General features: G+C 73.2%; 24 protein-coding genes and 1 tRNA gene. 12 read left to right on the top strand and 13 right to left on the bottom strand.

Features of this window, described 5'->3' with window-relative positions; genetic code table 11:
* Positions 1-72 precede the first annotated feature (72 nt).
* Entirely contained in the window at positions 73-900 is an 828-nt protein-coding gene (locus tag AB0D29_RS33180; RefSeq protein WP_362859332.1) for a methyltransferase domain-containing protein, read from the top strand.
* A 255-nt stretch (positions 901-1,155) separates the two neighbouring features.
* Positions 1,156-2,016 (top strand): RNA polymerase sigma-70 factor, encoded by an 861-nt coding sequence (locus tag AB0D29_RS33175; RefSeq protein WP_362859331.1) that lies wholly within the window; start codon positions 1,156-1,158, stop codon positions 2,014-2,016.
* 95 nt (positions 2,017-2,111) lie between these two features.
* Here the strand turns inward: AB0D29_RS33175 and AB0D29_RS33170 are convergent, their stop codons facing one another.
* Together AB0D29_RS33170 and AB0D29_RS33165 are read right to left on the bottom strand one after the other, a co-directional pair.
* Positions 2,112-3,731, bottom strand: a complete 1,620-nt coding sequence (locus AB0D29_RS33170; RefSeq protein WP_362859330.1) for a sigma-70 family RNA polymerase sigma factor — start codon at positions 3,729-3,731, stop codon at positions 2,112-2,114.
* Between the two features lie 214 nt (positions 3,732-3,945).
* Positions 3,946-4,932, bottom strand: coding sequence for an alpha/beta hydrolase (locus AB0D29_RS33165; RefSeq protein WP_362859329.1), 987 nt, complete (start codon positions 4,930-4,932; stop codon positions 3,946-3,948).
* A gap of 143 nt (positions 4,933-5,075) precedes the next feature.
* On the opposite strand from AB0D29_RS33165, the gene AB0D29_RS33160 reads away from it, so the two are divergent.
* Positions 5,076-5,669 (top strand): helix-turn-helix domain-containing protein, encoded by a 594-nt coding sequence (locus tag AB0D29_RS33160; protein ID WP_362859327.1) that lies wholly within the window; start codon positions 5,076-5,078, stop codon positions 5,667-5,669.
* Positions 5,670-5,804: 135 nt separating this feature from the next.
* Here the strand turns inward: AB0D29_RS33160 and AB0D29_RS33155 are convergent, their stop codons facing one another.
* A complete protein-coding gene (locus AB0D29_RS33155; RefSeq protein WP_362859326.1) occupies positions 5,805-6,077 on the bottom strand; it encodes a hypothetical protein in 273 nt (90 codons plus the stop codon).
* 203 nt (positions 6,078-6,280) lie between these two features.
* Positions 6,281-7,069 carry an IclR family transcriptional regulator gene (locus AB0D29_RS33150; RefSeq protein WP_362859325.1) on the bottom strand — a complete coding sequence of 263 codons (789 nt, stop codon included), beginning with the start codon at positions 7,067-7,069 and terminating at the stop codon, positions 6,281-6,283.
* Positions 7,070-7,159: 90 nt separating this feature from the next.
* Here AB0D29_RS33150 and AB0D29_RS33145 point away from each other — a divergent pair, with 90 nt between their 5' ends.
* Together AB0D29_RS33145 and AB0D29_RS33140 are read left to right on the top strand one after the other, a co-directional pair.
* Positions 7,160-7,822, top strand: a complete 663-nt coding sequence (locus AB0D29_RS33145; RefSeq protein WP_362859324.1) for a bifunctional 4-hydroxy-2-oxoglutarate aldolase/2-dehydro-3-deoxy-phosphogluconate aldolase — start codon at positions 7,160-7,162, stop codon at positions 7,820-7,822.
* Positions 7,823-7,824: 2 nt separating this feature from the next.
* Positions 7,825-8,802 carry a PfkB family carbohydrate kinase gene (locus AB0D29_RS33140; protein WP_362859323.1) on the top strand — a complete coding sequence of 326 codons (978 nt, stop codon included), beginning with the start codon at positions 7,825-7,827 and terminating at the stop codon, positions 8,800-8,802.
* Between the two features lie 10 nt (positions 8,803-8,812).
* On the opposite strand, the gene AB0D29_RS33135 is transcribed toward AB0D29_RS33140, so the two are convergent.
* From AB0D29_RS33135 to AB0D29_RS33125, 3 genes are all read right to left on the bottom strand, one after another.
* Complete coding sequence (locus tag AB0D29_RS33135; RefSeq protein WP_362859322.1) at positions 8,813-9,994, bottom strand: serpin family protein; 1,182 nt, start codon at positions 9,992-9,994, stop codon at positions 8,813-8,815.
* Between the two features lie 65 nt (positions 9,995-10,059).
* Complete coding sequence (locus tag AB0D29_RS33130; protein ID WP_362859321.1) at positions 10,060-11,391, bottom strand: glycoside hydrolase family 18 protein; 1,332 nt, start codon at positions 11,389-11,391, stop codon at positions 10,060-10,062.
* A 125-nt stretch (positions 11,392-11,516) separates the two neighbouring features.
* Positions 11,517-12,026: a hypothetical protein gene (locus AB0D29_RS33125; RefSeq protein ID WP_362859320.1), complete on the bottom strand. Its 510-nt coding sequence runs from the start codon at positions 12,024-12,026 to the stop codon at positions 11,517-11,519.
* 235 nt (positions 12,027-12,261) lie between these two features.
* Between AB0D29_RS33125 and AB0D29_RS33120 the strand changes: the two genes are divergently transcribed.
* The 4 genes from AB0D29_RS33120 (at position 12,262) to AB0D29_RS33105 (ending at position 15,088) form a co-directional block, all read left to right on the top strand.
* Positions 12,262-12,996 (top strand): ankyrin repeat domain-containing protein, encoded by a 735-nt coding sequence (locus tag AB0D29_RS33120; protein WP_362859319.1) that lies wholly within the window; start codon positions 12,262-12,264, stop codon positions 12,994-12,996.
* Between the two features lie 54 nt (positions 12,997-13,050).
* Positions 13,051-13,124 (top strand) — tRNA-Trp (locus AB0D29_RS33115).
* A gap of 141 nt (positions 13,125-13,265) precedes the next feature.
* Positions 13,266-13,493 carry a hypothetical protein gene (locus AB0D29_RS33110; RefSeq protein ID WP_362859317.1) on the top strand — a complete coding sequence of 76 codons (228 nt, stop codon included), beginning with the start codon at positions 13,266-13,268 and terminating at the stop codon, positions 13,491-13,493.
* 614 nt (positions 13,494-14,107) lie between these two features.
* The gene (locus AB0D29_RS33105; RefSeq protein ID WP_362859316.1) at positions 14,108-15,088 is read left to right on the top strand and encodes an alpha/beta hydrolase; all 981 of its coding nucleotides are present in this window, start codon (positions 14,108-14,110) and stop codon (positions 15,086-15,088) included.
* A gap of 53 nt (positions 15,089-15,141) precedes the next feature.
* On the opposite strand, the gene AB0D29_RS33100 is transcribed toward AB0D29_RS33105, so the two are convergent.
* The gene (locus AB0D29_RS33100) at positions 15,142-15,594 is read right to left on the bottom strand and encodes a DUF732 domain-containing protein (protein ID WP_362859315.1); all 453 of its coding nucleotides are present in this window, start codon (positions 15,592-15,594) and stop codon (positions 15,142-15,144) included.
* Positions 15,595-15,913: 319 nt separating this feature from the next.
* On the opposite strand from AB0D29_RS33100, the gene AB0D29_RS33095 reads away from it, so the two are divergent.
* Both AB0D29_RS33095 and AB0D29_RS33090 read left to right on the top strand, forming a co-directional pair.
* Entirely contained in the window at positions 15,914-16,267 is a 354-nt protein-coding gene (locus AB0D29_RS33095) for a hypothetical protein (protein ID WP_362859314.1), read from the top strand.
* Positions 16,268-16,301: 34 nt separating this feature from the next.
* On the top strand, positions 16,302-17,825 hold the full coding sequence (locus AB0D29_RS33090; RefSeq protein WP_362859312.1) for a PE-PGRS family protein: 1,524 nt from the start codon (positions 16,302-16,304) through the stop codon (positions 17,823-17,825).
* A 37-nt stretch (positions 17,826-17,862) separates the two neighbouring features.
* On the opposite strand, the gene AB0D29_RS33085 is transcribed toward AB0D29_RS33090, so the two are convergent.
* Together AB0D29_RS33085 and AB0D29_RS33080 are read right to left on the bottom strand one after the other, a co-directional pair.
* Positions 17,863-18,264 (bottom strand): VOC family protein, encoded by a 402-nt coding sequence (locus AB0D29_RS33085; protein WP_362859311.1) that lies wholly within the window; start codon positions 18,262-18,264, stop codon positions 17,863-17,865.
* Between the two features lie 147 nt (positions 18,265-18,411).
* The gene (locus tag AB0D29_RS33080) at positions 18,412-20,040 is read right to left on the bottom strand and encodes a N,N-dimethylformamidase beta subunit family domain-containing protein (RefSeq protein WP_362859341.1); all 1,629 of its coding nucleotides are present in this window, start codon (positions 20,038-20,040) and stop codon (positions 18,412-18,414) included.
* Positions 20,041-20,155: 115 nt separating this feature from the next.
* Here AB0D29_RS33080 and AB0D29_RS33075 point away from each other — a divergent pair, with 115 nt between their 5' ends.
* Positions 20,156-21,049 (top strand): hypothetical protein, encoded by an 894-nt coding sequence (locus AB0D29_RS33075; RefSeq protein ID WP_362859309.1) that lies wholly within the window; start codon positions 20,156-20,158, stop codon positions 21,047-21,049.
* Between the two features lie 12 nt (positions 21,050-21,061).
* On the opposite strand, the gene AB0D29_RS33070 is transcribed toward AB0D29_RS33075, so the two are convergent.
* Genes AB0D29_RS33070 through AB0D29_RS33060 form a run of 3 tightly spaced genes read right to left on the bottom strand, consistent with a single transcriptional unit; the run spans position 21,062 to position 24,197 of the window.
* Complete coding sequence (locus tag AB0D29_RS33070) at positions 21,062-21,895, bottom strand: sugar phosphate isomerase/epimerase family protein (protein WP_362859308.1); 834 nt, start codon at positions 21,893-21,895, stop codon at positions 21,062-21,064.
* On the bottom strand, positions 21,892-23,049 hold the full coding sequence (locus AB0D29_RS33065) for a dihydrodipicolinate synthase family protein (protein ID WP_362859307.1): 1,158 nt from the start codon (positions 23,047-23,049) through the stop codon (positions 21,892-21,894). Before AB0D29_RS33065 ends, AB0D29_RS33070 begins: the two co-directional genes overlap by 4 nt.
* Positions 23,046-24,197 (bottom strand): Gfo/Idh/MocA family oxidoreductase, encoded by a 1,152-nt coding sequence (locus AB0D29_RS33060; protein WP_362859306.1) that lies wholly within the window; start codon positions 24,195-24,197, stop codon positions 23,046-23,048. Before AB0D29_RS33060 ends, AB0D29_RS33065 begins: the two co-directional genes overlap by 4 nt.
* Between the last annotated feature and the right edge of the window lie 126 nt (positions 24,198-24,323).

The raw sequence follows: 24,323 nt of genomic DNA, 5'->3' as shown, positions 1-24,323 counted from the left end.
TCGCTACGACAAGACCGCCACCTCCTACCAGGCAGCCCTCCACCTCGCGGCCATCCACATCTGGGCCGCGAGATGATCGCTAAGAAACGCCCTAGCCGCCGCATGGCGCGGCGGCCGTCCGACGTGTGGGCGGAGGGGCACGCCTACGAGCGGTACATGGGCCGGTGGAGCCGTCAGGTCGCCGAGGTGTTCGTCGCACGGCTCGGCGTCCCGAGCGGTCTGCGGTGGCTGGACGTCGGCTGCGGCACCGGAGCGCTGACCCTGACGGTGGCGGCCCGGTGCCGGCCGCGCGCCGTGTTGGGACTGGACCGGTCCCCCGGATTCCTGCGCGCGGCCCGGGCCGCCGCCCCCGGGCCGGCCCGCTTCGCCGTGGCCGACGCGTCGGCGCTGCCGCTGCGCGACGCGGTGTTCGACGCGGCCGTCAGCGGGCTGGCCCTCAACTTCCTGGAACCGCCCGGGCCCGCGGTGGCCGAAGCCGCCCGGGTGGTCCGGCCGGGCGGGCTGGTCGCGGCGTACGTGTGGGACTACACCGAGGGCATGGGCCTCCTGCGCCGCTTCTGGGACGCCGCGGCCTCCGTCGATCCGGCGGCCGCCACGCTGGACGAGGGCCGGCGGTTCCCGCTGTGCCGCCCGGGTCCGCTGCGCGCGCTCTGGACCGGGGCGGGGCTGGTCGACGTGACGGTCGCCCCCATCGAGGTGCCCACCGTCTTCAGCGGTTTCGCGGACCTGTGGGAGCCCTTCCTGTCCGGCCAGGGACCGGCCCCCGGCTACGTCGCCACCCTCACCCCCGCCACCCGGGACCGGCTGCGCACCCGGCTCGCCGCGACCCTCCCCACCGGCCAGGACGGCACGGTCTTCCTCGCCGCCCGCGCCTGGGCGGTCCGGGGCCGGCGCCCGTGAGACGCGCACGTCCCGGCCACCGGAGCACGGTGACGCGGGTCACCCCGCAGGGATGTCACGTTCGGCGCCGGCCGCTTGTCCCCTGGACATGAACGAAACGAGGAACGTGCTGCCGGCCGGCGCGAGCGGGGTCCTGGGACGCTCCGAGCAGGGATGGGCCCCGAGCCGACCCGGGCTGCGCCGAAGCGCTGCGCGCGCTCTCCACCAGGTGAACCCCACTTGATCGAACAGGAGGCTGGTGCCACGGTGTCGATCATGAACGATCACTTCGAGGAGCACCGGCGGCTGTTGTTCACCGCCGCCTACCGCATGCTGGGCAGCGTCGCCGACGCGGAAGACATCGTGCAGGACGCCTGGCTCGCCTGGAACCGCACCGACCGGACGGCCGTCGAGCACCCCAGGGCCTACCTGGTGCGCACCGTCACCAACCTGAGCCTGAACCGGCTGAAGTCGGCCCAGACCGTCCGCGAGGCGTACGTCGGGCCCTGGCTCCCCGAACCCCTCCTCACCTCGCCCGACATCGCCGAGGAGGCCGAATTGACCGACACCGTCTCCATGGCGGTCCTGGTCGTACTGGAGACCCTGACCCCGACCGAACGCGCGGTGTTCATGCTCCGCGAGGTGTTCGGCTACCCCTACGCCGAGATCGCGGAGGTCGTCGGGAAGTCCGAGGCGAACGTCCGCCAGTGCGCGCACCGCGCCCGCGAACACGTCCAGGCCCGCCGCCCCCGCTTCACCGCCGGCGCGGCCGAACAGCGGGAGATCGCCGAGAAGTTCCGCGCGGCCTGCGCCGGTGGAGACCTGGGCGAGGTGCTCGAACTCCTCGCTCCCGACGTCGTCTCCTGGGCGGACGGCGGCGGCATCGTCACCGCGGCCCGCCGCCCGCTGCACGGCGCCGACCACGTCGCCCGCTGGTGGCTCGGCATCCTGGCCAAACCCCAGGCTGCCGAGGGGGAGATGCGCGTCGCCGAGATCAACGGCGAGCCCGGCCTCCTGCTCGTCCTCGGCGGCGTGAACTTCGGCGCGATGACCTTCGAGGCCGTCGACGGCCGGATCACCGCACTGCGCATCACCGTCAACCCGGAGAAACTGCGCGGCATCCAGCCGCGCCCCTAAGCGGAGGCGGCGCCCCGCCGGGGGCGCCGCGCCCGAAGGCCTCAGGCCCGAAGGCCCCGGAGCCCGAGGGTCGTGGCGCCGCGTGTCCTGCGGGGTTACCGGGCGCCGAAGTTCTGCGTCCACCAGGGGCCGCCGGCCCCCTGGTGGATGCCCACGCCGAGGTCCTTGAACGAGCAGTTGAGGATGTTCGCGCGGTGGCCCGGGCTCTTCATCCAGGAGTCCATGACCGACTGAGCGGTCTGCTGGCCCTTGGCGATGTTCTCGCCGTAGGTCGACCAGCGGTATCCGGCCGAGGTGGTCCGCTGACCCGGGTCCGCGCCGTCGGGGTTGGTGTGCGCGAAGAAGTCCCGCGCCGCCATGTCGTCGGAGTGCCCCTGAGCGGCCGCACGAAGCTGCGGGTCCTCCTTGAGGGGGCCGCAGCCCGCGGCCGCCCGCTCGGTGTTCACCAGGGCCAGGACCTGCCCGGCCATCCCCGGCGGGGCCGGCGCCGGCTTGGGCGCCGAGGGGCGCGGGCTCGGCGAGGTGCTGCGGCTCTGCGTCGGGCTCGGGCTCGCGGACGGGCTGGGCGAGGCGGAGGCCGACGGGGAGGGCGAGGGGGACGCAGAGGGCGACGGGGAGGCCGACTCCGAGGGGAGCGCGGACTCGGTCGCCGAGAGCGCCAGCGGGGCGGCCGGCGTGGCTCCGCCGTCCTTGGGCTCACCGGAACCGGGGAGCCCCCCGAGGTACACCAGGCCGCCGCCCGCGACACAGGCGGCGAGCACCGCACCGCCGATCACCCGGCGGCGGCCGTTGCGCTGCCGGCGCTTGCGCAGCGCGCCCCGGCCGCCGCCCGCACTGTCGACCGAGGTGAGCTGCGTCGCCGTGTCGGCGAAGCCGCCCTCACTGCCCTCGGCGAAGGCAGCGGCCACGGGGGCGAAGCCTGCCGCCCCGGCCGTCCGTGCCCAGGCCAGCAGGGCCGCCGAGACCGGTACGAGGGCCAGACCGGCCAGCAGCCCCTCCGCCGGAACCAGTCCGCTCCACAGACCGGAGCACCGTACGCACTCACGCGCGTGCCGGGCTATTCGCTTGCGCCACAGCGCCGAGGGCCGGCCGTCCCAGCCCGCCATCACGGCCCGCAGTTCCTCGCACGGCGGATTGGCCTCCAGCGCACGCACCACCACCCGTGCCGACTCCAGCTGGGCCTTCATCCGCTGGACGCGGACCGCCGTGTGCTGCGGGGACAGCTCCAGCGCGGAAGCCACCTCGACCCGCGTCAGCTCCCCGGCGCACTCCAGCCACCACAGCGACAGCAGCCCCCGGTCCTCGGGCTCCAGCCAGCGCGTCGCCCGCGCCGTCTCGCGCCGCTGGTCCGTCAGGTTGAGGCGTACGACGGTCAGGTCGACGAAGTCGGCCCCCGGGTCGGCGACGTCGTACGCCGCCTCCAGGGTGCTCTCGCCGAAGCCGCTCTGACTGGCCTGCCAGTACGCCCGCACCCGGTTCATCGCGATCGCCACCAGCCAGGAACGGAAGCTCTCGTCCGCGCGCAGGCCGCCCAGCCCGTCGAGCGCCCGCAGCATCGTGTCCTGCACCACGTCGTCCACGTCGCAGGAGCCGCCCAGGGCCCGACCGACGATGTTGTAGACGAGCGGGAGATGGGCGCTGACGAGCTCGTCCTGCGCGCGGGGGTCGCCCGCGCGGGCCGCTGCCACCAGCGCTGCCGTGTGCTGAGTACTCATGTGTTGTTCCCTGTCCGTACCGGCGGTCGATGATGCCCGATACATGGGAGACCGTCGACGGGGGCCCCGATAACACTTATCCCGGAAAGTTTTTCGGGAAGTCGTTTCCCCGGCCTCCGGAGCGGGCCGTGCGGGCGAATGAACGCGGAACCACATGGAAGCACGGCCCCGTACGGGAGGCCGCGCCGGGGCCGGGGTGCTTGGCGCGTTCGGTTCAGTCCTGGAGGGCGGTGAGCCAGTCGGTCAGCAGGCGGTTGACCTCGTCGGGGCGTTCCTGCTGGATCCAGTGGCCGCAGCCTTCCAGCAGGTGGGAGGCGGACAGGGCGGGGAGGGTGGAGGGGTAGGCGTTGATGGCGTCGGCCATCCAGGTGGTGGAGGCGTCCAGGGCGCCGCCGATGAACAGGGACGGCTGCTTGATCGGAGCTCCGCGGTGAGGGGCGAGGTCCTCCCAGTCGCGGTCCATATTGCGGTAGCGGTTGAGGGCGCCGGTCAGGCCGGTGCGCTCGAACTCCGCGGCGTAGACGCCGAGGTCGTCCTCGCGCAGCCAGGCGGGGAGCCTGCCTGCGGGGAAGCGGTCGCGCAGCCGGCCGCCGTGGGCGACGAAGTGCGGGTCGGGCTCACCCCGGGCGGGCATGGTGTCGGCGGACAGTGCCGCATAGAAGCCGGCGAGCCAGCCCCGGACGTCGGGCTCGATCTCCGCCTCGGCGCGGCCGGGCTCCTGGAAGTAGGAGGCGTAGAACTCCTGCTCAGGGCCGCCGATCTGGCCGAAGACCTCGGTGGGGCGGGGGCCGCCCGGCGGCGCGTAGGGGACGCTCAGCAGGCCGACGGCGCGGAAGACCTCCGGGTGGAGCAGGGTGGAGGAGGCGGCGATGCCGGATCCCCAGTCGTGGCCGATGATCACCGCGCTCTCCTCGCCGAGGGCGCGCACCGCGGCGACGTTGTCCGCCACCAGGTCGAGCATCCGGTAGGCATCGGTCGCCGCGGGCTTGGAGGAGCGGCCGTAGCCGCGCACGTCGATCGCCGCCGCCCGGTAGCCGGCGGCGGCGAGGGCCGGGAGCTGGCGGCGCCAGGAGTACCAGGACTCGGGGAAGCCGTGCACGAGCAGGACCAGCGGGCCGGTGCCCTGCTCGACCAGGTGCAGGCGTCCGGCCGGGGCCTCGATGGTGCGGTGGCGGAGCTCGGCGGTCGGCTCGGGCTGCATGGGCTTCTCCTCGGTTCGCAGGCGGACGCGGGTGCCCGTCGATCATGCGGTGCGGCCGCCGCCCGACGCGATCAGCGTTGCCAATCTGGCAAGCTCGCAGGACAGGGGGGGGTGGAGCGGTGCGGCTGGAAGGAGCGGGAACGGTGACGGGCGACGACCTGGACGGCACGCCGGCGGCGATGGGGCCCAGGCTGCGGGCCGCGCGCGAGCAGCACGGCGCCACGCTCGCAGGTGTCAGCTGTGCGACCGGCATCTCGCCGAGCACGCTGTCGCGGATCGAGACCGGCCGACGCAAGCCCACCCTGAAGGTGTTGCTGCGGCTGGCGAAGGAGTACGGCGTCTCCCTGGACGAGCTGGCCGGTACCGCACCCGCCCCGGTGATTGAGCCACGCACCTCGGCGCCGCTGAGCTTCGGCGGCGACAAGGCGGTGCTGCCCCTCACCCGGTACGTCGGCGGCTTGCACGCCCACAAGCACGTACTGCCCGCCGCCGAGGATCCGCCCGCGCGGCCCCGGCAGGTCTCCCACGAGGGCTACGAGTGGCTGTGCGTTCTGTACGGGCGGCTGTGGCTCGCGCTGGGCAACCAGGATCTCGTCCTGACCGCCGGGGAGGTCGCCGAGTTCGACACCCGCACCCCGCACGGGGTGGCGAACGCGGGCTCCGGCGGGCCGGTCGAGTACCTGGTCCTGTTCGGGCCGCAGGGCGAACGCCTGCGGCCACGGACCACGCCGCCGTGACCGTGACCGTCACCGCGAGGCAAGGCCGGCGACGCACCGGCCTTCTAGGCCGTCATGGCCGTCATGGCCGGCATCCGCGCTCGATGTCGAGGTCCACAAGCAGCGGAACACGGTCGAACGCCGCGTCAACGGAACCTAGTTGGGGGCCACCTTGCAGGCGCTCACCGCGGTCCCGTTGCTCACGCTGCTCGCGGTCAGGCCGGTCACGCACTTCTCGTGGTTGCCGGACTGTGCGTCGTAGCACGCCGTCCGGATGGCGGCCGAGGCTTCACCGCCCTGCAGTTCGCGTTCGACCTGGTTGATGCAGGCCGAGACGTCCGCGTGGGCGGCGGGGGCCACGAGGGCCGCGCCACCGAGGGCGAGGGTCAGGCCGGTGAGGACACCTGCGATGCGGGTCGACGTGCGCATGGAATGCACCTGCTCTCCGGGATCGTCGCGCGGCCCGGGACCTGATGTGTCGGATCCGCGCGGGAACGGCGCCGAGCGCACGCGGCCGGTGTACGGCCGCCGTGCCCGGGCCCCCGCACCGGACCGGCTCGGCAGAGCCTCCCCTTCCACCTTCGACGCTAGAGCAGCCCCCCGCCGCACGCACCCGCTGGGGCCCGGGCCCGTCACAGCAGCGGAGCCAGCGCCTCCACGGCCGCGCGCAGGGCGGGCGCGTACGTCTCGATCTCCTCGCGGGAGACCAGGAAAGTGACGGTGGTGACGCTGAGCCCGCCGAGAGGCCGTCCCGCCGGGCCCGGGATCGCGGCGCCGATGCAGCGGATGGTGGGCTCGTTCTCCTCGTCGTCCAGCGCGTGGCCCCGGGCGCGGACAGCCGCCAACTCCGCTTCCAGGGCACGCGCGGTGGTGAGCGTGCGCGGGGTCCGCGGCGGCAGGCCGGTGGCGGCGATCAGGTCCCGCACTTCCGCGGCGGGCAAGCCGGCCAGGATGCTCTTGCCGATCGCGGTCGAGTGCAGCGGCATGCGCATGCCGACCCGCGAGGCCGTCCGGAACGGCTGGTCGCCCTCCAGCTTCCGGATGTAGGTGATGGTCTCCCCGCTGTGCAGGGCGAGATGGACCGTCTGACCGGTGGTCCGCTGGAGTTCGCCCAGGATGTGCCCGATGCTCGGCGGCTCCCCGCCCCCGACCAGGGCCGACAGTCCGCGCAACCGCGGCCCCACCCCGTACCGGCTCTCGGCCTCCTGGCGTACGAAGCCCTGCTCCACCAGGGAGGCCAGGATGCGGAAGGTGCTCGACTTGGGCACCGCGGCCGCAGCCGCGACGTCGGTCAGCCGGTGCGGTCCGCCGGGAGCCGCGACCGCCTCCAGGACGCGCAGGGACTTCTCCAGCGCGGAACCGGCAGCGGAGGTCCGTCCGGCGCGCGGACCGTCGGGGACTTCGTCCACATCCGTTGACACGCGAACTCCCGGGGTGGGTAGGGTCTAGACCAAACGGTTCCGCTCCACGGTACGACGTTCCGCTACGTGGAACAACGGGAGGCCATTTCCGTGTCCAACCACCCATCGAGCCACCCGTACGAGGTGCTGGCGGGCCAGCGGCTGCTGCCGGTGCTGCGCGACGCCGACGCCGACGAGGCCGTCCGCCGCACCACCGCCCTGCTCGCCGCCGGCTGCCGCGCCGTCGAACTGACCACCTCCACCCCCGGCTGGGCCGAAGCCCTCACCCGCACCGCCCCCCTCGACGACGCGCACGGCCGACCCGCCCTCATCGGCGTCGGCACGGTCACCACCGCCGCGCAGGCCGCGACCGCCCTGGACGCGGGTGCCGCCTTCCTGATCTCCCCGTACCCGGCCCCCGAGGTCCGCGAGGTCGCCCGGCGCCGCCAAGCCGTCTTCATCGAGGGCGGGTTCACCCCCGGGGAGATCGCCGCCGCCGTCCGGGCCGCGGGCGCGGCGAAGGTCTTCCCGGCCCACGTGGGCGGTCCCGGGTTCGTCCGCTCCCTCAGGGCCGTCCTGCCCGGGGCGGTACTCATCCCGACCGGCGGCATCCGGCCCGCCGAGGTCCCCGACTGGCTGGCCGCCGGCGCGACGGCCGTCGGCATCGGCAACGGCCTGCCGGCGGACCCGGCTGAACTGGCCGCCGTATTCGCCCGACTGGCCCGCCCGCACGACGCCGCAGGCCTGGACGTCGGCACCGGCGCGGAGGGGTGACCGTGTCCCGGCGACCCGCCCCGGCCTACGACGTCCTCGTACTCGGCGAAGTCCTCGTGGAGATCCACGCGGGCACCACCCTGCGCGAGGCCGCCGACGGCACCCCGGCCCGCATCTCCTACTCCGGGGACGCCCTCAACGCGGCGGCCGCCGCCGCCGCGGCCGGGGCCCGGACCGCCCTGCTCGCCGTGGTCGGTGACGACGAGCTCAGCACCCCGCTGCTGCGCAGGGCCGCCGAACTCGGCGTCGACGTCACCCACGTGCGCCGCGCCCCGCACCCCAACGGCGCCTACCTGCTCTCCGCCGACACCGACGGCGACCGCGAGTTCGTCTACTGGCGCACCCGCAGCGCCGGTTCCACCCTCGCGCCCGCGCACGTCGACTCCTGGCGCGCGCTGCTGACCCGCTGCGGGGCGCTCGTCACCAGCGGCATCACCGGCGCTCTGTCTCCGAGCAGCCGGGGCGCCGTACTGGCCGCCGCGCACCTCGTGCACGGGGCGGGCGGGCACCTCTCGTACGACCCCAACTTCCGCTCCCGGCTGACCGGCCGGGCCGAGGCCCGGGAGCTGCTGGCCCGGATCGCCCCGCTGACCGGGCTACTCAAGACCTCCTGCCCGGCCGACGCCCTGGCCCTCGTGGACACCGCCGACCCGCGCACCGCCGCGGCCCGCTTCCGCGCGCTCGGCGCCCGTACGGTCGCGGTCACCGCCGGCGCGGACCGGCTGCTGCTGGACGACGGCACGCGGGCGGCCTACCAGGCCGTGCCGGTGAACCCCGCGCCGGTGGACGCGACGGGCGCGGGCGACTGCTTCACCGGCACCACCACCGCCCGGCTCGTCCTCGGCGACACCCTCGCCGACGCCGTTGCCTACGGCACGGCCGCAGCCTCCCTCTCGGTCTCCGGCCGCGGCGGCACCGGCCACGTCCCCACCTTCACGGCCACGGCAACCCTGGCCGCAGCCCACCGCGCGAAGGCCTAGGCCGGGCGGCTCACGGGGACTCGGGCTCGGCGACCCAGCCGGCCGCGAGGACCAGCCGCGAGGTGCGGTGGACGGCCAGGAAGCCGAACGGACGGTCGAAGTGCACCTCGGCCCGGCGCGCCCGGTACCTGAGCCGGGGCGGTACGCCGCAGCCGGCTGCGGCTCCGAGCGCGGTGACGGCCGCGGCCTCGAAGCCTTCCGCGTGGAACCGGGCCAGCGCGGACTGCTGGGCCGAAGTGATGGCCAGCGGTTGGGAGCTGACACCGGGGAAGTGGCCGTGGGCCCGGTCGGTGGCGCTCTCCAGCCCGAACAGTCGGGCGTGCTCCAGGAGGTCGTGCTCCGACCGCACCTCGAAGGCCACCGTCTGGATGTCCAGCCGGGGTTCGGGGGACAAGGCGGTCACGGTGCCGACGGCCAGTCCCGGACCGGGATTCCCGTCGGGGAGCAGGCTCGCTCCCGTGGCGGGCAGGGCCCTGGTGACGGCCGCGATCGCGGTGGTGAGCGTCCCACCGGCCGGTGCTCCGGCCTCGCCGAGCGCGAGGTGGACGTCCACTCCCGCCGCGCCGACGACCTCCAGCAGGGTGACCGCACCGGTCGAGCCGTGGGCCACCCGGACCCGGTCCAGCAGGGCGGTGCTGCGGTGCAGCGTGCGTACGGGCCGGTCGGCCCAGGGGCCCGCGGACGGTTCTCCGTACCCCTCGTCGAACGGCTGGATCCACCGCAGGCGCAGCGCGAGCGCCGAGGCGAGGACCAGCAAGGTGTTCTCGTCGGGAACGACAGGCATGCGCTCGATCAGCCCGTCCGTCCGGTCCGACGCCCACGCGTCGAGCGCCTTGGCGTCGGTGTCGGGGTCGCCGGTCAGCGTGCCCCGAGCGCCGGCCGGGAGCCCCTCCGTCCAGCCTTCCTCCAGCGGGAGCCCGGCCGCGGCCCACAGCCCGGTCGCCGTCCGAAGACCCCGTACGCCGGCCAGTGCGGCCAGCAGCTCCCGGGCGGCCCCCGCCGCGGCTTCGGCGGGTATGCCCAGGGCCTCGGCCAGTTCGGTGCGGGCCGGGCCGCCCGAGCCGTCCGCGAGCAGGGCCAGCAGCGGCCAGACCCCGGCCGCGGTGAACACGGTGCTCGTGTCCTCCGCCGGGGTCTGCGCGGCCCAGCGCGTCGTCAGGTGGTTGACCGCCCGTACCGTCGAGTTCCTCATGCGGGGGAGCGTAGTTGGAAGGACGCCGCCGGGCCGGATGGTTTTCCGCGGCCCGGCGGCGCCGGTCAGTGACCGCGCAGTCCCCGGTCCACGGCCGTCATCAGCTCGCCGTCGGCGGTGTCCGCGTCGAGGGACCAGAACATCGCGCCGCCCAGGCCGTGTTCGCGTACGTAGCCGGTCTTGGCGCGTAGCACCTGCGGGTCGTCGTACGTCCACAGGGTGGTGCCGTCGAACAGCCAGGCATGGCCTCCGCGCCGGTCCCGGTGGACTTGATAGGCGCCGGAGTCGGCCAGCTTCTTCAGCGCCTTGTAGTCCTCGTACCCGGCGGACCAGGTGGCCGGCGCCGGGCCGGTGGCGGGCTGTCCCATGCCGTCCCCGCCGCCGCTGACCCCGGTCCAGCCCTGCCCGTAGAACGGCATGCCCATCACCAGCTTGTGCGCGGGCGCGCCGCGCCGGATCCAGGCGTCCACCGTGCCGTCGACGCTGAAGTCGCCCCGGGCGTAGAGCGCGGACTGCTGGGCGGTCTTCGGCTCGCCGGAGACGTGGAAGTCGTAGCCCTGCAGGGTCACGAAGTCGAGGTCGCGCATGATCCGGCGGACGTCGAAGCCCGCGTCGATCTTGGCGGGGGCGGTCGGGACGAAGGCGGTCAGTTCGTACTTCGTCTTCTTGCGCTGGCTCTTCGCGTACGCGTCGAGCTGGGTGCGGAACTCCTTGACGAGCTCGGTGAAGTTGCGCTTGTCCTCGGGCCGGAACTTCGTGTCGGCGTCGCCCGCCGAACCGGGCCACTCCCAGTCGAGGTCGATCCCGTCGAACACCCCGGCGGCAGCGCCCGCACCGCCGCGGCTGCCGTCCTGCGGGAGGTTGCCCTTGATGTAGAGGTCGATGCAGGAGGCCACGAAGGCCTTGCGGGAGGCGGGGGTGAGGGCGGCGTCGGAGAAGTGGGTGGACCAGCTCCAACCGCCCAGCGAGAGCAGCACCTTGAGGCCGGGGTGCTTGGCCTTGAGCTCGCGCAGCTGGTTGAAGTTGCCGGCGAGCGGCTGCTCCGGGGTGTCCGCGACTCCGTCGACGGAGTTGGCGGCGTCCAGCGGCCGGACGTAGTCGGCCCAGGCGTCGGCCTCGCCGGGCACGTTCCCGGTGAAGCACGTGCCCTGCGGGCTGACGTTGCCGAAGGCGTAGTTGATGTGGGTGAGCTTGCCGGCGGAGCCGTTCGCCTCGAGGTCCTGGACCTGGAAGTCCCGCCCGTAGACGCCCCATTGGGTGAAGTAGCCGACCTTCTTGTACGAGCGGCCGGGTCCGCTCGCCCCGCCGCCGTCCGCACCGGCGGCGGGCGCGAAGGCGGTGAGCAGGGAGAGGGAACAGGCGGCGACGGCCAGCCTGCCGAGCATGCTGCGGCGCATGGGCTTCCTTTGCGGAGGCGGGGAGTGGGCGTGAGCGCGTGCGCGGTGCATGCCGGAAACTATTGGTCTGGACCAGAGTGGTCAAGGGGGCGGCCGAAACTCGCCCGCCGCTGGGGGACGCGCCTCTACGGGAGGCTCCACTGGCCGACGTCGTCGCCGAGGCCGGTGTTGAGGGCGAACTGGACCGCGGCCGGGCCCGCGTCCTCGGGGATCCGGAAGGTGACGAACCCCTCCGCCGTGCCGCCGGGGTCGAGCGTGACCGTGTCGGGGAAGTTCGTGCCCGCCGTCGTGGGGAGGTTGAGCCCGGTGAACCGCTGCCCGGTGGTGTCGAGGAGGTGGGCGGCCGGCGCGGGGGAGTCCTGGTAGACGGCGGTACCGGTGTTCTCCAGCCGGAAGCGGACGGCGACGAGCCGGTCGGATCCGTCGGGCTGGGGCGTGGGTGCGGGCGCGGACTCCGGCTCGGTCTCCGGCTCGGTCTCGGCCGTGGGGCCGGTTGCCGGGCTCGCGGGGTCGACCACCTGCGTCAGCGTGACGTCGAGCCGCTGGCCGGGCTCGTTCCCCGCGAGGGAGATCGTCTCGCCGGAACCGCCGGGGGCCACGCCCAGCAGGGCGGGGGCGAGGAGGGCGAGCGCCACCAGAGCGCCGCGGAGGCGGCCGCAACGCCGCGTCGCACGGCCCGGACGGCGAGGGCGGCCCGCCTCCCGGCTCCGGGGCACGGACGAACCCCCCGTCGCACGGTTCACCCTGCTCACGATCCTCCGCGCCCGCGGCCCCCGCCACCCGCGCCGTCCCACTGCCCCGTCGCCAGGGCCCGTAGGCTGGGCGCCACGCTCGAGGAAGGCCCGGGAAAGGCCGGGGAAGGACGAATTCATGCAGCCCCTCGAATCCGGCGACCCGCTCGCCGTCGCCGTCACCGCCGCGATCCGGGGCGGCGACCTGCCGGGCCTCCGGGACCTCCTCGACGCACACCCGGGACTCGCCGCCACGCGGATCGTGAAGCGCGGTACGGCGGCCGGCGGGCGCAGCCTGCTGCACATCGCCACCGACTGGCCCGGCCACTACCCCGACACGGCCGCGGTGATCCGTACGCTCGTCGCCGCCGGAGCCGACCCGGGGGCCCGTTTCGTCGGCGCGCACGCCGAGACCCCGCTGCACTGGGCGGCGAGCAACGACGACGTGACCGCCGTCGACGCCCTTGTCACCGCGGGGGCCGATGTCAACGCCCCGGGCGCAGTCCTCGGCGGCGGTACCCCGCTCACGGACGCCTGCGGCTTCGGTCAGTGGCGGGCCGCGCGCCGGCTGCTCGCCCTCGGAGCCCGCCCCGACCTGCAGGACGCCGCCGCCCTCGGTCTGCTCGACACGGTCGAGGAGTTCCTCGTGGCCGGCGCCTCCCCCGAGGACGTCACCAGCGCCTTCTGGCAGGCCTGCCACGGTGGCCGGCTGTCCACGGCACGCCGTCTGCTGTCCCAGGGAGCGGACATCGACTGGATCGGCTACGACCGGCTCACCCCACTCGACATCGCCCTGACGAGCGAGAACGCCGAACTGATCGACTGGCTGCGGAGCTCCGGCGCCCACACCGGCGCGCGACTCGCACCCGGTTGAGCGCTAAATACAGTGGATCTCGGGGTCCGGCCGTGCCAAGGTTGGTCCCACCGAAGGGGTGTAGCTCAGCTGGTCAGAGCGCCGGTCTCCAAAACCGATGGCCGCAGGTTCAAATCCTGCCGCCCCTGCTGTCTCATGCGTGAAGCCGATGGCCTCTGCACTGGGAAAACGCGAGAGCCCTGCCGGGAGACCGGCGGGGCTCTCGTGCTGAGACGGACGTGAGGCCGGGCCCAGTCGCGTACCGTGTGCGGTCTCGCAAGGGGGCTGGAATGACAGATCAACAAGGACCCGACTGGGCGCGGGGGCTCGCCGCTATCGCGGTGCTCCTCCTCATCGTCGGCTTCTTCGTCGGCATCTGGATCATGCTGGTCGGCGGACTACTCCTCCTCTTCGTGGGCGCGGCCACCGCCAACCAGCGGCGGGCCGGCGGCAAGCCCCCGGAGACACTCCTGAACCCCGGTGACCGGCCTTGGCGACGAGCCGAGGACGAGGACTAGACACGCCGAGCTTCACGAGGCGCTGCACCACTGGCCGGCCCATCCCGCGGCTGGAGAACGCGCTCAGCAGGCACCTTCCCCGATGGCACGGCTGACGATCTGCCCGCCGGCGATGAGGTCAGCCCCGTGCACCGGAAGCCACATCAGCTGCAGATCGCAATGGCGCCGGTCGCGGCTTCGCAGGCGCGGGCCGGCCCACCGTGGCTCAGGTCGTACGCCTGTTGCAGTTCCTCGGCCAGGGTCAGGAATATCTCGATGTCCGCAGTTCCATGTCCACCCCCTGCGATAACCCCACGCTTATCGATCGGCGCGCGAAGTCTACGTTGATCATCAGGACGTACCAGGGGAGGGTGGAGTCCTCGAGGAGGGGCGCCGTCAGGGCTGGGTGCCGCTGTGGGCCTCGCTTGAAGTCACGGCGGTGGGGCGGGCGTTCGGGACGGCTCCGCCCCACCGGTCCGCCGGGTAGGGCAGGCCGTCAGCGCGCTGCGGGAACCATGTCTGGAGAAACAGGAATGATGGGTGTCATGCTTGCCGCAGGGTTGGCCACGGTCGCCACACCAATTGCCGGGCTCTTCGCTCATCGCGCGGTGCGGCGCTCTGCGAACGCCCGCTCGATGCGGATCGACTCGTCGGCCGGTATCGACGAACAGGGCATCGTGAGCATCGGCGGGATCGGCCAGTGGATATCGGTCCGGGGCGAGGACCGGGGCAACCCCGTGCTCTTGGAGATCCACGGCGGACCGGGCGCCGCCCACTCGCCGTACGGGGCCCGTACCCGCGGCTGGGAGAAACACTTCACCCTCGTGCGCTGGGACATGCGCGGCGCGGGTCTGACCTTCACCCATGGGGGCGCACGAGCGCAGGGCGAACTGGACTTCGACCGGCTGTACGAGGACGCTCTGGAGGTCACCGGACACATCCGGCGCCGGCTGGGCGTGGACAAGGTCGTACTGCTGGCGAGCTCCTTCGGCACGACCTTCGGACTCAGGCTGGCCCGCAGCCATCCCGAGCTCTTCTCGGCGTACGTGGGCACGGACCAGAACATCCAGGAGGCGGGCCGGGACACCTCTGCTTACCTGGGCACGCTCGAGCGGCTGCGGGCCGCGGGCAAGACCAAGGACGTGGCGAGGGTGGAGGCCATGGGGTCCGACCCGGGCCGCTGGACCTCGGCCCAGCGTTCCACGTACGACAAACTGTGCGCCGGCAGCGACCCGCTGACCCTGGACACCGTGAAGAAGGTGATCGTCGGTTCGCTGTGGCTGTCCCCGCTGTACTCGCTCGGCCGCATCAAGGCGTACTTCCAGGGCCAGGCCTTCTCCGCCCCGGTCACCGAGGGTACGGGGGCACTCGACGACTGGGCCGACGGCACCCGCTTCGAGCTGCCGTTCTTCATCTTCCAGGGCGCCCACGACGTCATCACCCCCGCGCCGCGGGCCCAGGCGTACTTCGACGCGGTCGAAGCCCCCGCCAAAGCGTTCGCACTGATCGAAGACGCCAGCCACTTCGCGGCGCTCCGGCACCCCGAACGCTTCCTCGACCTGCTCCTCACCCACGTCCGCCCGCTCGTCACCAGTGACAGCAAAGCGTCACTGTGAATCGTGATGGCCGCAGATCCTTCTGACGGCGGGGTGTGAGGCGTGTGGCCCCGTCAGTACGTGGGGCAGAGATTGGTCTGTACGGCGGCGAGAATGAATGCGGCCTTGGTGGGGCCGAAGCCGTCCGGGTGGTTGGGGCCGATGAAGCGCTTGTTCGTGGACTCGACGCGCTTGGTCGGGTCCTTCTCGTCCTTCATGGACTGACACTGATTCAGGCCCCGGGAGATGGCTTTGTCGTCGTTGCCGTTGACGATCTCGGGGTCGATCTTGTTGAGCGCCGCGAGGTAGATGACGCGCTGCTCGGAGGCGGGACTCGGCGGGATGCCTGCGGCGGAGGCTGTGGAATCGGGGGCTTCAGGAGCCACGCTTTGCCGGGGAGCGGGTGATGACGCGGTCGGCTTGCCCTCGTCGCTCATGCCTGCGTGATCCGCGTCCGCGTCCGAGCAGCCGGTGAGCGCGAGGCATGCAGCGGCGGCGAGGAGCGTGACGGTGTGATGTATGCGCATCGCGCCACTCTGCCGGGGCGCCGGCTGCGATGGAGTGCCTGTGACAGGTCTGTGACGCGCGAGAGCCCCACGGTGGCGGGACTTTCGGAGGTTCTTGTCCTGGCCGAAGCGCCGGAACGGGACGTCGCGCACCGCTACGGTGCGCATTCGATGGGCCCCGAGCGGGGCGTAAAAGGTGCCCTGACCTGCACGGAGGTCGGACGGAGGGTGTGAGCGCGCCACCGCGCTCGGCGTGCCGGACTCCCCGGCGTCGCGCAGGCTGGATGCATGGCCGAGCAGACGAAGGTCACCGGACCCATGATGCGGGGAGGCGAGCCGGATGTCGGAGCGTGAGGAAGAGCGGCACTGGGGCGTGCCGCCGCAACCGCCGGACCACCTGCTCCCTCCGGGGGACGGCCGCCCCGTCGACGCCGCTCGGCGGACGGAGATCCTCGACTGGACGGTGAGCCAGTACGTCGCGACCGGCTGGCGGGTGGAGTCCCGCTCCCCGACGCAGGCGGTCCTCGTGCGCGGGCAACCGGTGAACCACGTGCTCCACGCCGTCCTGACCGTGTTCACCTGCCTGCTCTGGGGCATCGTGTGGATCGCGCTGGTGGTCGGTAACCAGGTCGAACGGGTGGCGCTCACCGTCGACGTCGACGGGCAGGTGCAGGCCGTACAAGGGCCTCGGTGACCGTGGTCGCCGGACACCGATTAGCCTCTCCCGGATGGGGAGCGCGTGGGGGACCGGGGACGAGTGGACCGAGGACGAGTGGACCGGGGACGAGTGGGCCGGGCTGGAGTACGGGACGGCCGTCGTCGAACGGGTCCGTGAGGCCCTGGCGTGGAACCGTGCCGTGCCCGATCGGATCCTGGTGCGGCTGCTGGACACGACCCCGGGCTACCTGCTCTGGCGCCGTGACCTACCCGAAGCGGTCCTGGACGCGGCCGTGGACCACCCCGAGTGGTCGGTCCGCGCCCGGCTGGCGGAGACCCGGGTCCAGCTGGGGATGTCGGCCGAGCGCTGGTCCCGGCTGCTGCTGAGAGAAGAGGCCGGGCGACGACGGTACGCCCTCCTCACGATCGCGGCCGCGGCAGGAGCCCGGCTCACGGACGAGGCGTACGCGGTGCTCGCCAAGGACCCGTCCGGCGCGGTCCGGGAAGCGCTCCTCGAACTGCCCGCCGTACCCCCCGCCCTGGCGGTGGCCCTGACCGCCGACCCGGTGCCCGCCGTCCGCTCGGCGGCCTGCCCCGCGGCCTGGCCACACCTCGGTCCCGATGCCCGGGCCGGACTGAGCGCGGACCCGGTCGAGCGGGTGCGGCTGGCGGTCGTGGCGGCCCGGCACGAGGAGGAGCCGATCACCGAGGCGGACTTCGAGGCCGTGAACGCCACCCATGACATCGCCGGGCTCCGGCTGGACCGGGACCTCGCCGCGCGTCTTCGCGCCGACGCGGACCCGGCGGTGCGCAGGCGCCTCGCCGGGAACCCCTACCTGGACCCCGACCTGGTCGAGCTCCTCGCCGCCGACCCGCAGGACGACGTACGCCTCGCGGTGTCCCTGCGGCCCGAGCTGACGGAGGAGCAGCGGGCCGCCGTGAACGTGGACATCGACCCGCGGCGGATGCGGCACGCCATCCCGTGGGTGGTCGCCCTGCACGAGGACGAGGAGGCCATGCGCCGCCTCGCGGCCTCCGGCCACGTGCTGCTGCGCAGCAGCGTCGCGACGGCCCGACGGCTGCCGCCGGACGTGGTGGAACGGCTGGCCCGGGACGAGGACCGGGTCGTACGGCTCTTCCTCGCCGAGCGGTGTGACGATGCGCCCGCGGACATGCTCCTGGAGGTGTGGCAGTGGTGGAACGGCAGCCTCTCCACCCCCGACCGGCCCTACGGGCACCCGAACTTCCCCCGGCGCGACCTGCTCCGCTACGCCGGGGACCCGCATCCGCGGCTGCGGCAACTGGCCCTCGACGACCCGGACTCGACACCCACGCTGGTGGAACGGTTCAGCCGGGACGAGGACGCGGAGGTCCGCGCACGCGCCGCGACCGACCCCCGGCTGTCGGCGGACTCCGCGGTACGGATGCTCGGCGACCCGGACGACGGCGTACGCGCGACGGCCGCCCGGCATCCGCGGGTGCCCGTGCCGGTCCTGATCGGGCTGCTCGGCGACGAGGAGACGGCGGGGGCGGCGGCGCTGAACCCGGTCCTGCCGGTGACGGTCATGGACCGCATGACCGCCACCGGTTCATGACCGCCGCGGGCTCACGAGGCGGTCGGGGGCGGGCCGCTCAGCCGTCGGTGCCCGGCTCCTGGTAGCCGTACGGGCGCGTGATGATCTCCATCCCGTGCCCCGCGGGGTCCGTGAAGTAGACGCCGCGGCCCCCGTCGTTGTGGTTGATCTCGCCGGGGTGCCTGCCGTGCGGATCCGCGAAGTACGGGACGCCCGCGGCCCGGATCTTCTCGAACGCCACGTCGAACTCCTCCTCGGAGAGGAGGAACGCGTAGTGCTGCGGGGTGATGGACTCGGCCGGGATGGTCGCGAAGTCGAGGGTGACGCCGTTGGCGGTTTCGACGGGGATGAAGGGTCCCCACTCGCTCCCGACCCGGAGGCCGAGGATGTCCGCCAGGAATGCGGCGGACTCCCGGTTGTCACGGGCGTGGATGATCGTGTGGTTCAGTTGCACAGACATGAGTGAATGCCTCCGAAAGGCACGTCACGGGCGCCTCCATGTCTCACCCAGCCGGTGACCGACACGCGATGCCGTGATCACGATCCTAGGCACCCCGTCCGCGGGAAGTCCACCGGGAGCCTGAACCTCCACCGGACCCCCCTGGTCTCACGAACCCCCGTACACCGCCTTGACGTTGTCCTGCGCCGGGTGGGACCGGCCGGCCGGGCCCGCCGCGAACACCCGAAGGAGGTTCTCCGTCACCCGGGTGGTCAGCGCCCCGGACCGCGCGTCCAGCCCGTGGTTCCTTCCGCTGCGGCCGTCGCCCGTCGCGTCCAGGGCCTCCACCCACCGCATCGTGCCGGTCGCGAACACCCCCGCCCCGCTCGCCACCGTGTAGTACGCGGTGTCCTGGTGGCTGGGACGGCCCTCGCACACCACGGGTGAGTGGGCCAGTATCTCGATCGGCCGGGGCGTCGGGAAACCGGTGTTGACCTTGTCGTACTCCACCCCGACCAGGTGCTCGAAGCGGTCGCCGGCCCGCGCGCCGGTGCCCTCGAACAGCCAGTGCCCCGGATTGGTCACCACGTACGGGGCGTCCACCGGATAACCGTCATAGATCACGCCGAGCAACGAGCTCTCCGGGTCCGCGCCGGGCGCCGAACGGAAGTCCACCGTCGCCGGATGGCCCCGCTTGAACCCCGGGTCCTGGTCGTAGGAGGACTTGTAGCAGACCAGAGTCCGGTCCGGACCCAGGTCGGAGGCCTCCAGCCGGATCCGGCGGAAGCAGCAGTTCGCGCCCAGGAACGCGATGTTGGTACCGGCGTCGCGGGCGGCCGTGAAGTGGGCCCGCTGCTCCGGGGACCAGTACTCGTCGTGCCCGAGTGAGAGCACCGCGGCCGCACCCTCCAGCAGCCGCTTCTCCCGTGCCACGTCGGTCGTGGTCGTGTACGCCAGGGGTATGCCGAGCCGCTCGGCCAGCGCGATCAGCGGGGCCTCGTACACCAGGAACAGGCCCGCCCCGTCGTCGTACTCGTACGGCCGGTCGAAGGTCACCGCGAGCGAGCGCGAGGCGTAGCCGCCGGTGGGGCCGTCGTAGCTGCCGTAGCCGCCCCACCGGTTGTACGCCTGCCAGGTGGCGACCGCGTTGACCACGACCGTACGCCCGGCCGTCGCCGCAGACCGGACGGTCATGGGCACGAAGCGCTGCCCCTCACCGCCCTGCGCGTCGAGCCGCAGCAGGTAGCAGCCCTCCGGCCAGTCCTTGGTCTCGACCGTGGTGGTACGGGCCCAGCGCGTGCGGACCATCCGCGTTCCCGAGTCCACCGTGTGCTCCGGCTGGCGCGCCCCGGGGAGGGCCTCGGAGCGCCACACCAGCCGGGCCCGGGCCCCGCCGTACCAGCCCATCCGGTAGGCGGAGACGGTGAACCGCGGCGCGGTGGTCGACACGTGCAGACCGAAGGACTCGCCGGCTGGAACGCTGACCTTGTCCGCGAAACCCTCGATCGCCCGCGCCGACCCCGCCTTGGTGACCGGCCAGTCGGCGTGGCCCTGCTTCGCGTTCTCGGCCTTGACGTCGAAACCGTGCGCACTCGCCGCCGACGGCTTCCCGCCCGGCGCCGCCGACCCGTCGGTCCGGTCCCCGCCCCGCCCGTCGGCGCCGCCGTCCCCGCCCCCGCAACCTGCCACGGCGCCGAGCCCGGCAGCCGTGGCCGCCCCGGTCGCGATCGCGAGGAACCGCCGCCTACCTGCGCCTTCGCCGTCACCGGCCGGTCCGGCTATGTGCTCCTGATCCATGGTGGTCACGCTATGTCACCCTTGAGCCCCCACCCTCACCACCCCCTCAGACCCCTCCTGACCTACGCTGACCTCCTGTCGTTTCGGGCACCAACCGACCCTGGGGGAAAGCGATATGACGTACGCGGGCGCACACGGACTCGGTACGGTCCGGCAGCTGTGGCAGCTGCTCGAACCCGTGCACGCCATCGTCTACTTCGCACCCGAGGCCTACGAGGAGGCCGGCGCGCTCGGCTACGCCACCGACGACCGGTGGCCGATGTACTTCGCCTTCCGGGCCGCCCCGCTCGGCCCGGCCGAACCGGAACTCGTGAACGCCCTCTTCTTCAGCTTCAGCCCGCGGATGGTGGAGCGGTACGTCGCGCAGTCCTGGCACACCGCCCCGCCGGCCCACGTGCTCGCGGCCCGCGCCGCCGCCGCGGACCGCTCCCTGCGGGCCCTCCTCGGCGAGCGGATCGCCTCCTCGGACCTGGCCGAGGCGGCGGCGCTCGCCCGGCGTGCCGCCGAGGGCGCGGACACGGCCGGCCGCCCACTGGGCGCCGCCAACGCCGCCCTGCCCTGGCCCGACGCTCCGCACGCCGTGCTCTGGCACGCGGCGACGATCCTGCGCGAGCACCGCGGGGACGGCCACCTCGCCGCCCTCCAGGCCCACCACCTCGACCCTGTCGAGTCGCTGGTCCTGCACTCCGGTGCCGGAGCCGCCCCGGCCGAGTGGTTCGAGAGCCGCCAGTGGTCCGCCGACGAGTGGAACGCCGCCCGCGACAGGCTCGCCGCCCGGAACCTGCTGGCCGAGGACGGCACGGCCACCGCAGCCGGAGTGGCACTGCGCACCGCCGTCGAGAAGCTCACCGACGAACTCGCCTCGGCCCCCTGGTCGACGCTGACCCCGCACGAAACGGCCCGGCTCGCGGAACTCCTCCTCCCGCCGGTCCTCGACATCGTCGGAGCCGGGATCCTCCCGACCCAGGGCACCCTGGGCATCGGCATGAAGTACGACTACGAGGGCTGACCCACCGCGCGCTCAGTCCACGTGCTCGCCGTAGCGCTCGATCACCTCCCGCAGCACCTCGGTACCGTCCCGGGCCCAGAGCCCCGGGTTGAAGATCTCCACCTCCACCGGGCCCCGGTAGCCGGCCGCATCGGCCAGCTGCCGGAAGCCCCGCAGGTCTATGGACCCGTCGCCGAGCTGCCCGCGCCCCAGCAGCACGCCCTCGGGCAGCGGGGTCACCCAGTCGGCCACCTGTACGGACACGATGCGCCCGCCCTCGCCGGCCCGGAGGAGGTCGGCGGGCATCCGCTCGTCCCACCACAGGTGGTACGCGTCCGCCACGACCCCCACCTGCTCCGCCGGGAACTGCTCGGCGATGTCCAGGGCCTGGCCGAGCGTCGAGACCACACAGCGGTCCGAGGCGAACATCGGATGCAGCGCCTCTATCCCCAGCCGTACCCCGTGACCGGCGGCCCAGGGCGCCAACTCGCCCAGGATCTCCGCTATCCGTCGGCGCGCCCCCACCAGGTCCCGGTCGCCCGGAGGCAGCCCGCCCGAGACCAGGACCAGCGTGTCGGCGCCCAGTTCGGCGGCCTCCTCCACCGCCCTGCGGTTGTCGTCCAGCGCGGCCGCCCGGCCGGCCGGATCGGCCGCGGTGAAGAACCCGCCGCGGCAGAGCGAGCTGACACTCAGCCCGGCCCCGGCGACCAGCTTCGCAGTCTCCCGCACTCCGAACCCCCGGACTGGTTCGCGCCAGAGCCCGACGGCGCCCACTCCGGCCGCCACGCACCCGGCGACCAGCTCGGGCACGGACCACTGGCGGATCGTCTCCTGATTGAGGCTGAACCGCGCCGGCGCCGCGTTCACGACGCCACCCCGTACACGGTGAGCAGCCGCTGCATCCGGTCCTCCGCGAGCTCGGGATCGGGGAACAGGCCCAGGCCGTCGGCCAGTTCGTACGCCGTCGCCAGATGGGGGAGTGACCGGGCCGACTGCAGCCCGCCCACCATCGTGAAGTGCTCCTGGTACCCGGCCAGCCAGGCCAGCAGGACCACCCCGGTCTTGTAGAAACGGGTCGGCGGGGCGAAGAGATGTCTGGACAGGGGGACCGTCGGGTCCAGCAACTCCCGGAAGCCGTCCGTGTCGCCCCGGTCGAGCGCGAGTGCGGCCCGGGCGGCGATCGGGGCTATCGGGTCGAAGATCCCCAGCAACGCGTCGCTGGCCAGCTCCCCGTCCCCGGCGATCAGTTCGGGGTAGTGGTAGTCATCGCCGGTGTAGCAGCGCACGCCGGCCGGCAGCCGGCGCCGGATGTCCACCTCCCGCTCCGCGTCCAGCAGCGAGACCTTGATCCCCTCCACCTTCTCCGGACAATCGGAGATGATCTTCAGAAAGACGTCTGTGGCCGCGTCGACATCCGCGTGGCCCCAGTAGCCGGCCAGCGCCGGGTCGAACATGGGCCCCAGCCAGTGCAGCACCACGGGCCGCCCGCTCTGCCGGAGCAGGCCGCCGTACACCTCCAGATAGTCCTCGGGACCACGCGCCGCCCCGGCCAGGGCCCGCGAGGCCATCAGGACGGCCCCCGCCCCGCACGCCTCGGTGTGCGCGAGCTGTTCCTCGTACGCCGCGGTGATCTCGGTGAGGGAGTACGTGCGGCCGGCCGTGAGCTGGTCCGTGCCCGCGCCGCACACGATCCGGCCGCCCACCGCCCGGGCCTCGGCCGCCGACCGGCGGATCAGCTCCGCCGCCGTCGGCCAGTCCAGGCCCATGCCGCGCTGCGCGGTGTCCATGGCCTCGGCCACCCCGAGCCCCTGGGCCCACAGGCGTCGCCGGAACGCCATGGTGGCCTCCCAGTCGACCACCGGCCCGGCTTCGGCCGACGCGGCGAGCGGATCGGCGACCACGTGCGCGGCCGCGTAGAAGGTACGGCTGCGGGCCGGGCCGCAGGTGAGCGGGGGATACGGATCGGTGTTCGGCCGGTGGAGGCGGAACCCGCCGTCGGCCGAGGGGAGTCGGATGCTCACAGGGCCACCTCCGGCACCGGCAGCCGCCGGCCCTCGGCTGAAGAGCGCAAGCCCAGCTCGGCGAGCTGCACTCCACGCGCACCGGCCAGCAGGTCCCACCACCAGGTCTCGTCGAGGACGACATGCCGGAGGAAGAGCTCCCACTGGGCCTTGAAGCCGTTGTCGGCGGGACTGTTGTCCGGCACCTCCTGCCACTGGGAGCGGAAGGCCTCGGTCTGCGGCAGATCGGGATTCCACACCGGCTTCGGCGTCGCCCCGCGGTGCTGGATCCGGCAACCGCGCAGCCCGGCGACGGCCGACCCGTGCGTGCCGTCCACCTGGAACTCCACCAGTTCGTCACGGTGGACCCGGACCGCCCAGGAGGAATTGATCTGCGCGACCGCGCCGCCCTCCAGTTCGAAGATCCCGTACGCGGCGTCGTCGGCCGTGGCCTCGTACGGCTTGCCCGCCTCGTCCCAGCGGCGGCCGATGTGCGTGCGGGTGAGGGCCTGCACCGTGCGCACCCTGCCGAAGAGCTCGTGGAGCAGGTACTCCCAGTGCGGGAACATGTCGGCGACGATGCCTCCACCGTCCTGCGCGCGGTAGTTCCACGACGGCCGCTGCGCCGTCTGCCAGTCGCCCTCGAAGACCCAGTACCCGAACTCTCCGCGCACGGACAGGATCTCGCCGAAGAAGCCGCTCTCGATCAGCCGTCTCAGCTTGAGCAGCCCCGGCAGGAACAGCTTGTCCTGGACCACGCCGTGCTTGATCCCGGCGGCCCCGGCCAGCCGGGCCAGCTCCAGCGAGGATTCGAAGGTCAGGGCCGTCGGCTTCTCGCAGTAGACGTGCTTGCCCGCCGCTATGGCCTGGCGGACCGCCGCCTCGCGGGCGCCGGTGACCTGCGCGTCGAAGTAGATCTCGACCTCCGGATCGGCGAGCACGGCCGCGAGGTCCGTGCTGACGTGCTCCAGGCCGTGCCGTTCGGTGATGGCCCGCAGGGCGGACTCCCGGCGCCCCACGAGAACCGGCTCCGGCCAGAGCACCGTTCCGTCGCCGAGATCGAGGCCTCCCTGCTCGCGCAGGGCGAGCAGCGAGCGGACCAGATGCTGCCGGTACCCCATGCGCCCGGTGACGCCGTTCATTGCGATCTTGATCGTCCTGCGTTCCACGGTTCCCCTCCATCGATAGAAAGCGCTTTCTCTTCGATCAGGCTAGGGCGATGGACGCTGGCGGCGCAACACTCGTTCGAGTGATGGAAAGCGCTTTCTTAATCGGGGAGTATGGGGAGTGTGGAG

The organism is Streptomyces sp. NPDC048424, assembly GCF_040651555.1.
Taxonomy (GTDB): domain Bacteria; phylum Actinomycetota; class Actinomycetes; order Streptomycetales; family Streptomycetaceae; genus Streptomyces.
This window is presented reverse-complemented; position numbering and strand designations above follow the sequence as displayed.

Excerpts from the sequence above, each read along its gene's own strand:
- AB0D29_RS33180 (WP_362859332.1), top strand. The coding sequence starts at position 73 with ATGATCGCTAAGAAACGCCCTAGCCGCCGCATGGCGCGGCGGCCGTCC.
- AB0D29_RS33175 (WP_362859331.1), top strand. The coding sequence starts at position 1,156 with ATGAACGATCACTTCGAGGAGCACCGGCGGCTGTTGTTCACCGCCGCC.
- AB0D29_RS33170 (WP_362859330.1), bottom strand. The coding sequence starts at position 3,731 with ATGAGTACTCAGCACACGGCAGCGCTGGTGGCAGCGGCCCGCGCGGGC.
- AB0D29_RS33165 (WP_362859329.1), bottom strand. The coding sequence starts at position 4,932 with ATGCAGCCCGAGCCGACCGCCGAGCTCCGCCACCGCACCATCGAGGCC.
- AB0D29_RS33155 (WP_362859326.1), bottom strand. The coding sequence starts at position 6,077 with ATGCGCACGTCGACCCGCATCGCAGGTGTCCTCACCGGCCTGACCCTC.
- AB0D29_RS33135 (WP_362859322.1), bottom strand. The coding sequence starts at position 9,994 with ATGAGGAACTCGACGGTACGGGCGGTCAACCACCTGACGACGCGCTGG.
- AB0D29_RS33130 (WP_362859321.1), bottom strand. The coding sequence starts at position 11,391 with ATGCGCCGCAGCATGCTCGGCAGGCTGGCCGTCGCCGCCTGTTCCCTC.
- AB0D29_RS33120 (WP_362859319.1), top strand. The coding sequence starts at position 12,262 with ATGCAGCCCCTCGAATCCGGCGACCCGCTCGCCGTCGCCGTCACCGCC.
- AB0D29_RS33110 (WP_362859317.1), top strand. The coding sequence starts at position 13,266 with ATGACAGATCAACAAGGACCCGACTGGGCGCGGGGGCTCGCCGCTATC.
- AB0D29_RS33105 (WP_362859316.1), top strand. The coding sequence starts at position 14,108 with ATGCGGATCGACTCGTCGGCCGGTATCGACGAACAGGGCATCGTGAGC.
- AB0D29_RS33100 (WP_362859315.1), bottom strand. The coding sequence starts at position 15,594 with ATGCGCATACATCACACCGTCACGCTCCTCGCCGCCGCTGCATGCCTC.
- AB0D29_RS33095 (WP_362859314.1), top strand. The coding sequence starts at position 15,914 with ATGTCGGAGCGTGAGGAAGAGCGGCACTGGGGCGTGCCGCCGCAACCG.
- AB0D29_RS33090 (WP_362859312.1), top strand. The coding sequence starts at position 16,302 with ATGGGGAGCGCGTGGGGGACCGGGGACGAGTGGACCGAGGACGAGTGG.
- AB0D29_RS33085 (WP_362859311.1), bottom strand. The coding sequence starts at position 18,264 with ATGTCTGTGCAACTGAACCACACGATCATCCACGCCCGTGACAACCGG.
- AB0D29_RS33080 (WP_362859341.1), bottom strand. The coding sequence starts at position 20,040 with ATGGATCAGGAGCACATAGCCGGACCGGCCGGTGACGGCGAAGGCGCA.
- AB0D29_RS33075 (WP_362859309.1), top strand. The coding sequence starts at position 20,156 with ATGACGTACGCGGGCGCACACGGACTCGGTACGGTCCGGCAGCTGTGG.